The organism is Catenulispora pinistramenti (genome assembly GCF_018274385.1).
In the GTDB taxonomy this organism is placed as follows: Bacteria; Actinomycetota; Actinomycetes; order Streptomycetales; family Catenulisporaceae; genus Catenulispora; species Catenulispora pinistramenti.
Genome location: NZ_JAAFYZ010000449.1, coordinates 1 through 2,219, shown reverse-complemented (window position 1 = coordinate 2,219; position 2,219 = coordinate 1). Strand labels below are relative to the sequence as shown.

Sequence of the window (2,219 nt, the reverse complement as noted above, 5' to 3'; positions counted from 1 at the left end):
GAGTGAGGCTGACCATGACGCTCTCCCGACGCACCCTGCTTTCCTCGGCCCTGGCCGGCACCGCGCTGGCCGCCGTGGGCGGCTCGGAGTTACTGCCGGCCTTCGCCGGCGACGCCACGAAGGCGGCCTCCCCGGCCGGGGACGTGGTCGGCAAGATCACCGTCGGCTACCAGGGGTGGTTCGCGTGCATCGGCGACGGCGCGCCGATCAACGCCTGGTGGCACTGGAGCCAGAACGAGTCGCAGGCGCCGTCGCCGAGCAACCAGAACCTGAAGGCCTGGCCGGACATGTCGATCTACAGCGCGGGCTACAAGACCGCCTACGCCAACCTCGGCAACGGCGGCGCGCCCGACCTGTTCTCCTCCTACGACCAGTCCACCGTCAACGCCCACTTCTCGCTGATGCAGCAGAACGGCTGCGACACCGCCGCGCTCCAGCGCTTCGACCCCAACGGCAGCGAGGGCCCGACCCGCAACGCGGTCACCGCGAAGGTCAACACCGCGGCGCAGCAGTACGGCCGCAAGTTCTACATCATGTACGACGCCTCGGGCTGGACGAACATGAAGTCCGAGATGCCGGCCGACTGGACGAACGTGATGGCGCAGTACGCGTCGTCGTCGGCGTACGCGCACCAGAACGGCAAACCGGTCGTCGGCATCTGGGGCTTCGGGTTCAACGACGCGAACCACCCGTGGTCGGCGGCCGACTGCCTGTCGGTGGTGCAGTGGTTCAAGGACCAGGGCTGCTACGTGATGGGCGGCGTGCCGACGTACTGGCGCACCGGCGCCAACGACTCGCGGGCCGGATACCTGGACGTCTACTCGGCGTTCGACATGATCTCGCCGTGGATGGTCGGCCGCATCGGCTCGGTCGCGGACTCGAACAACTTCTACACCAACGTCAATGTCGGCGACCAGTCGTACTGCAACTCCAACAGCATCGACTACCAGCCGTGCGTCCTGCCCGGCGACCTGTCCGCACGCCAGCGCGCGCACGGCGACTTCATGTGGGCGCAGTTCTACAACATGGTGCGGGTCGGAGCCCAAGGCATCTACATCTCCATGTTCGACGAATACGGCGAGGGCAACCAGATCCTCAACACCGCCCCGACGCAATCCTTCGTGCCGACGAACTCCGGGCTGCTGTCACTGGATGAGGACGGGACGGCCTGCAGCGCGGACTACTATCTGCGCCTCACCGACGACGGCGGCAAGATGCTGAAGGGGCAGATATCCCTGACCCCGACACGGCCGACGTCCCCGGTGGTCTCCACCGGAGGCGGCTGCGGCTCGATGACCGCGAACCAGCAGCTGACGGCGAACCAGTCGACACCGTCCTGCGACGGCCGGTTCAAGCTGATCCTGCAAGGCGACGGAAACCTGGTGCTGTACGAAGGCAGCACCGCACTGTGGGCTTCGGGCACGGCCGGGAAGGCCAGCGCCAACGCCATCATGCAGGGTGACGGCAACTTCGTGATCTACGACACCGGGGGCAGCCCCCTGTGGTCCAGCGGGACGGCCGGGAACAGCGGGGCGTATCTCACGGTGCAGAACGACGGGAACACGGTCATCTTCAGCTCCGGCGGCGCGACGTTGTGGAGCACGGGGACCGGGGGGCACTGAGGCCGGGACCCGATCGATCAGCTCGTTGGCCGCGGGGCGTGATCACGGCCCTGCGGCCACTGGTCGCAATGGCTGGGCGACTGGCGACTACTGGCTGTATCAGGCAACGTTTGCCCGGGAGTTTTCGCGATGTGCTTCGCGATGTGCTTCGCGATGTGCTTCGCGACGTGTCGGTCGGTGGGCGGGATCCGTCGGCGGGTGGAGTTTGCTGGGGGCTGGAGTTTGTGGGCCGGGTTGCTGTTGGGGTGTGGGTTGAAAGGCGATTTTTACGGCCTTCGGTCACAGTTGTGCCGGTTCGGGGTTCGGGGTGGTGGGTGTGTTTGTCGGCTGCCGGTTCGCGCGTTCACAACCCCGCCGCACCTCAGGCCTCTTCAACTCCAGCAAGTCAGAGCAAGGACAAAGGGCCAGATCAAAAGCAAGATCAACAACACAGGCAAGATCAACAGCAAGGTCAAGATCAAGAGCCATGGTGAAGGGCCGGGCCTCCGGCGGGCCTCGGCAACCTCAGGGAAACTAGCGCGGTTCCCTCGGGTGGCTGGGTGAGTCTCAGCGGCGGCGGTTTGTGGGGTGGTGCGGTCCGTTCCCCTCGGTCGCGTC

1 protein-coding gene is annotated in these 2,219 nt (G+C 66.2%); it reads left to right on the top strand.

Going from position 1 to position 2,219, the window contains the following annotated elements; genetic code table 11:
- Positions 1 to 14 precede the first annotated feature (14 nt).
- Positions 15 to 1,622: a lectin gene (locus KGQ19_RS48365; protein ID WP_212022356.1), complete on the top strand. Its 1,608-nt coding sequence runs from the start codon at positions 15 to 17 to the stop codon at positions 1,620 to 1,622.
- The last annotated feature ends 597 nt before the right edge of the window (positions 1,623 to 2,219 follow it).